Annotated in this window: 4 protein-coding genes and 2 pseudogenes; 3 read left to right on the forward strand and 3 right to left on the reverse strand. The window is 38.7% G+C overall.

Annotated features, from left to right (window positions below; all coding sequences use genetic code 11):
- Positions 1–491 precede the first annotated feature (491 nt).
- Positions 492–857: pseudogene (locus AB4623_RS21935) on the forward strand (regulator).
- A 57-nt stretch (positions 858–914) separates the two neighbouring features.
- On the opposite strand, the gene AB4623_RS21940 reads toward AB4623_RS21935, so the two are convergent.
- Positions 915–1,763 (reverse strand): DUF3037 domain-containing protein, encoded by an 849-nt coding sequence (locus tag AB4623_RS21940; RefSeq protein ID WP_017082568.1) that lies wholly within the window; start codon positions 1,761–1,763, stop codon positions 915–917.
- Positions 1,760–2,464 (reverse strand): HipA family kinase, encoded by a 705-nt coding sequence (locus tag AB4623_RS21945; RefSeq protein WP_029224410.1) that lies wholly within the window; start codon positions 2,462–2,464, stop codon positions 1,760–1,762. Before AB4623_RS21945 ends, AB4623_RS21940 begins: the two co-directional genes overlap by 4 nt.
- Positions 2,465–2,783: 319 nt before the next feature.
- Between AB4623_RS21945 and AB4623_RS21950 the strand changes: the two genes are divergently transcribed.
- Positions 2,784–2,999, forward strand: coding sequence for a hypothetical protein (locus AB4623_RS21950; RefSeq protein ID WP_017082566.1), 216 nt, complete (start codon positions 2,784–2,786; stop codon positions 2,997–2,999).
- An 801-nt stretch (positions 3,000–3,800) separates the two neighbouring features.
- Here the strand turns inward: AB4623_RS21950 and AB4623_RS21955 are convergent.
- A pseudogene (locus tag AB4623_RS21955) lies at positions 3,801–3,964 on the reverse strand (transposase); the annotation flags it as partial.
- Positions 3,965–4,477: 513 nt separating this feature from the next.
- Here AB4623_RS21955 and AB4623_RS21960 point away from each other — a divergent pair.
- Entirely contained in the window at positions 4,478–4,795 is a 318-nt protein-coding gene (locus AB4623_RS21960) for a hypothetical protein (protein ID WP_017082565.1), read from the forward strand.
- The last annotated feature ends 258 nt before the right edge of the window (positions 4,796–5,053 follow it).

Genomic DNA, 5,053 nt, shown 5'->3' on the forward strand with positions numbered 1-5,053 from the left:
GTCCACATAAGATGCCCACAATGGTGCGGAGAGTACAATGACCACGAAAGAGTAATGTCCAATCTCTTTCCGACTCTCGTTGCCTTTTGGCTACAGCGTATTAACCACTTCCGCTGCTTCATCATATTGACCCCTAGCACTCACCCGACTTGTGGTTGTCAGGAGGAACGTCCTTTCACGATTCCGTTCCCGCTCAGTCTAACGACCAAGCTTCGTTACATTGTCAGAGCCGCTTCTTTATTCAGGTTCCTAGGGGCATCTGGTAGTACAGATGGTTCACTCTTCGTGGTGAACAACGCTTCATACGACTTCAGGTCGCACTGACATAAATGAGTTTCAAAAATCCTAACATTAACGATTCGTTAATAACTTATTATAAGACAAATATTACCAATTAATACGCCTTTGTACAGTGCTCACTTTGTCTGATTATGTTTAATGGTGCATATCTTATAAGATCAGTGCAACCTCTTGTATTTAGAGGTTTATCATTGAAGTATTGCGAAATGAGTAAGAATTACATTTTTCGAGAGTTAGAGTGCCAAATGACTAAGGAAGAGGTTGCTGAACTGTGCTTCAAAACTGTGAGGACTGTTACGGGTTGGGATGAGGGAAAGCCTATACCACCTGAATGCAAAAGGCTTATGAGAATGGCAAAAGGTCGGAAACTAAGTATTTATGAAGAGTGGGGATAGTTCAAAATGATACGCGACAGTATGGAGCTGCCGACAGGCCAAGTAGTGAGGCCACAACAAATATTGGCAGGGATTGCACTATTAAGTATTCAATCTGAGTTAGAGCTAAAAACATCAATAAAACTACTTAAACTAGCCAGAGCAATTGCCAGAATGAAATGATAAAAGCATTCACTCGCAGGTAAAAAAGCTACTGTTAAGTAGCCTTTATTATTTGTATCAATTCGTTACTAATTTGAAATCATTAACTAAGCAATCTAAATCAAACTCCGCAAATTTTAATATTTCATTACTGTTCTGATATGGAATAACTTTTACACCTAGTTCTTTCATTCCTTTTTGCACAGTATCAAAAGCGGCTACAAACTCTTCTTTTTTATTCTGAGGTCTTTCTATCGTAAATAAGAAGTTATCTTCGTTCAAAGCGTTTGCTTGTAGTAAGTGTTTAACACGAGATATCCAACGATCCCCGTGGTCAACGAGTGCTAAAGGAGTCGCTTGGTCAAATGCTAACGGCTTGATCGCTTTAGTTATATTTGCTTCTTTAGCTACTAGTGGAATCTTAAATTGACTGAAACCAGTATCAAGGCTTTGCTCTTTATACCGAATGGTTAAAGTTTTCAGCTCTTGTCTAAGGGCTTTAACCATCTGTTGCTCTCGGTATTCCTTTGTATCTTTAAAGTCTCTTCCGATATGGCGGCCAAAGAGTTGTTCAAGTGCAAGGTGACAATCATCAGTGATCATTGCACCAGTTTCACCAAACGTCATCAAACCTTCTCTAGTTCGAGTAACTTCGTGCATTAACTCAACAAGCTCTTTACCGCTTATATTCTTTGCGAAGTTTTGGATGTAATTTAATTCATCTTCAAAATTTGCTATAGCTTGCTTGTAAAGTTGCCCTTCAAGATCATCGAAGAAATCAGATACTCTTTTAAATCTGGCAGGGGCTAGTTTATAGCTTACAAATCCAGTCTTTGGAGCAAACGCAAGTATACCAACGTTGGCAAACTCTGATGTTTCTGCGAATGGCATAAAGCGAACAATCGCGAATTGTAAAGCTACTTTCATGATATGTCCTCCCAAAACGGTTCAGCTAAGAATTTCTTCAATACTAACGTAATTTCTGATCGAATAGTATCGATTGGATACATTTCTAACCACTCTTCTGGTATCTCACTGATGATATTGTCAATATCTTGCAGGGCATTTTGAAATTTTTCTGTATAAACTTCTTTATCGACTAGCTCTAAGCCATTCCAAGAGCCTGAACTTACATGTTGTTCTTTATGTTCATCAATTTTAAAGTCATCTGCAAAAGCTAGGTTATGATCAACAACACACGTTTCTTTGGTCTTTTGCTCCAAGAAAAAGTTAGGATTACCGCCTTTATCAGTGAGGTTTCTATCATTATTCTGAATCCAATAATCAAAAACAAACAGATCACGAAGTAACTGCTTTGGAACCTTCTGTATTTGATTATAGGTTATTTCTTGAATGTTAGGTTTATATGATGAAGCAAAACAATAACCAGCCTCTAAGTCAAAAGAGCTGTATTCAACTAGTAAATCATCAACCCAAGCGATTTTAAAATCCGGAATAGGTAAGCCAAAGCTTTTCGCTAGATGAGCTACTATCCATTCTTTTACAAGGCCTCGACAAGTAGCACTACTGCCTTTTACGACATACTGTTTTCCATCATCACCTTCACAGAGATACGGGTTCGTTCTCCCTTGCGCCATCATTCTTGTAATTTTTAAGATTTCTATCACGAAGTATTACCATACACAGCGAGCTGATTAGATATTACCATAAGTAATTTCCTGAATTAATTGGTTATGCTAAGAGAGTGATCAAGAGTTGATAGTTTGGTCGAATTTACCCCCGTGATACACCATGGGTGTCACCGTGAAGAATATGATAAGGATGGATAACTTTTTAGTAGGGCAAACGTACATAAATAGGATGTGAATGAGTTCAAATTCTACCCAACAATGGTCGTGTGGACGACATATCTTTCTTTCGTTCCCCTTGAAAACCTTTCTTGGTGCCGATATATGAATGTTGCATAACTTAAAAGAGGTTTTTCCGATGAACGATTGGGATTACGTGAATTTTAGCGAAGATCATGAAATGAATTATCATTTAGGGCTAGTTGGTAAATCGAAATCTGAATACAACAGAAAGTACCTAAGAGATAACACTCAATGGACAGCAAAGAACAAGTTGGACAAAACACGCGTTACACACGCTGATTTTAAATCCTTTGTTGTAGCCGATAAGCCGTATTTTCAAGATCCAGCCTAGCGCGGGAATTGTAGATAATGATCACTATTTGTTAGGAAGTTTCAACTTTTAGGTTCTAAATTAAGCCTCAAAGAAACACGGACCGTAATCTTGGGCCGCATTAAACATATGGCTTAAATGTAAGGATTTCTTTGTTAAAGGATCATACTTATGACAAGCAAAACAGCCCCTATCTTCTTTAGGAGGCACTAAAGCTGCACACATCAAAGAAGCCTACATTAGCGCTTTCAACCACATGGCTAGCCAACTTCAAAGTGCAATGCCAACACTTCCACTATCACAATACCAACTCCCTGCAAGTTGTTTACCGAACTTCTACGATTCTGGTTGGTTGCCAGCCCATTACTAACGCTGTTATTCAGAAACCCATTGGACATATCACATTAAGTTCCAAATTCGCCCAACTGGCGGAAAGTATTGCGCCAAATTTGAATTAGGAGTAGGTGGGAAAGGTGAAACTCAACCGTGGTTTTCTTCAAGTGGTGCTGAGTTTATTGATAGTGGCTTTTATCTAGAGTATCGATATATCGAAGAGCTATGGGAAAGTGTAAGGCTGGTATTAGAAAAATACCGAGCGCATAGCCCGTATTGATAACAGGGAGGTCAAGTTCCCCCGAACTTGACCTATCCAGACGCAGCAAGCAAAGGCGTTTGGGTTAGGTGTAAGTGAATAATTTACACGCAATGCATTTGTTGTGTAAATACTTATTAAAGTTAAGGGCATTGGTTCGGTGCGGATCAGGTGTAATGCGGACAACTTAACTAAACATGGGATAGCCTAAATATCGAGTCGATAAATCATTGCTGCGCTCTTAGTGGCATAGAAAACACTCGTTTACCATGAACGCTGTGGTGATAGCTAGATCACTGAATCGACGTGGCCTCCTGTGTTTACTCTGTTTGCTTTGTGCCCACTCACTTACCGCTTCTTCATAAATCCAAAAGGTTAGAGATCCACGGTTAATGAGTGATTGGTTTTATTGCTTCCAATTGGTTGTTTTGTAACGAGGTTTAGGCATAACGTTACGAGAGGTGGTGAATGTAGCTGCTCAGATCGTAGGTTCTGGATTTAGTTCCACTGAATTACGCAACAAAGCCACTAATAACAGGAAAATTCATGGTGTGCATGTGTTGTTTAAGCAAGGTTCGCTCTAGAGCCTATTATTTTGTATGTCGTTTTAGGGAAGGATAATTTATGTCACTTGTGATATGCAAGAATGTCCTATTCATATGATGGAGTAGTCCTTGGCTGGGTGTATATTGTAACTAATTGATATTAATGATGCAAAGGCATGTGAAGTCGTAAATTCTTTCTCAAAAACTGAATGACTGAACTTATGTAGCGTCTCTGTTTGTAGCTCAGTGTTCAATGTTATTCATCCGATATTTGGAGGCACTAATGCAAGTTGTTGATGATTTTTATCAGTCTGCATCATTGCTCGTGATGCTGAGATTGCGATACCTTAAAGGACTAACGAATGAGCGAGAGCCTCACAGAATCACAAAGCATGTACAACGAACTTCAAAGCTACCTTGACTTAGTTATGCAGGAGTCAGGAGATGATGTGTTTCTAATTAAATGCGAGAAAATCTACGCATACAATATTTCTATCAGAGAGACGAACTCTGGTCTCCATTCCGTAGGGCAAGAAAGTATCAAGGGACTTATTAATCAAGCGAAAGAGTCAACAGAGTCTTTAAAGAGCACGAAAGATAAGCTCAAGGTAATGGTTCAAGCTGTTAATGCTATAGACAAAGTATTTGAACTTATGGGTGCTTATATCAAGCAGCGATAATAAAGGTTATTAAATTGTGATCGTCTTTAAGATAAGAGTGTCCTTTCTCTTTGATATTGACTCGTGTTCATAGATAAATAGTTTATATTAGGAAGTTGAAAGCTCGGATGTTTGGTTGTATATAAGACCGTTAGATACTGTGATTTAAAGTACCCCTCTAAGAGGGTTGTCTCTACAAATTTAAAGGTTTAAATGAAATTAATGTGTTATTGGTGGCTAAATTTAGTTAAGCCTAGGAAGGGCGTTGTTGATCAAATC

Source organism: Vibrio sp. 10N.222.52.C12 (assembly GCF_041474215.1).
Lineage (GTDB): Bacteria > Pseudomonadota > Gammaproteobacteria > Enterobacterales > Vibrionaceae > Vibrio > Vibrio crassostreae_C.

Coding starts and splice junctions, on each gene's coding strand:
- AB4623_RS21960 (WP_017082565.1), top strand. CDS start 4,478: ATGAGCGAGAGCCTCACAGAATCACAAAGCATGTACAACGAACTTCAA.
- AB4623_RS21940 (WP_017082568.1), bottom strand. CDS start 1,763: ATGAAAGTAGCTTTACAATTCGCGATTGTTCGCTTTATGCCATTCGCA.
- AB4623_RS21950 (WP_017082566.1), top strand. CDS start 2,784: ATGAACGATTGGGATTACGTGAATTTTAGCGAAGATCATGAAATGAAT.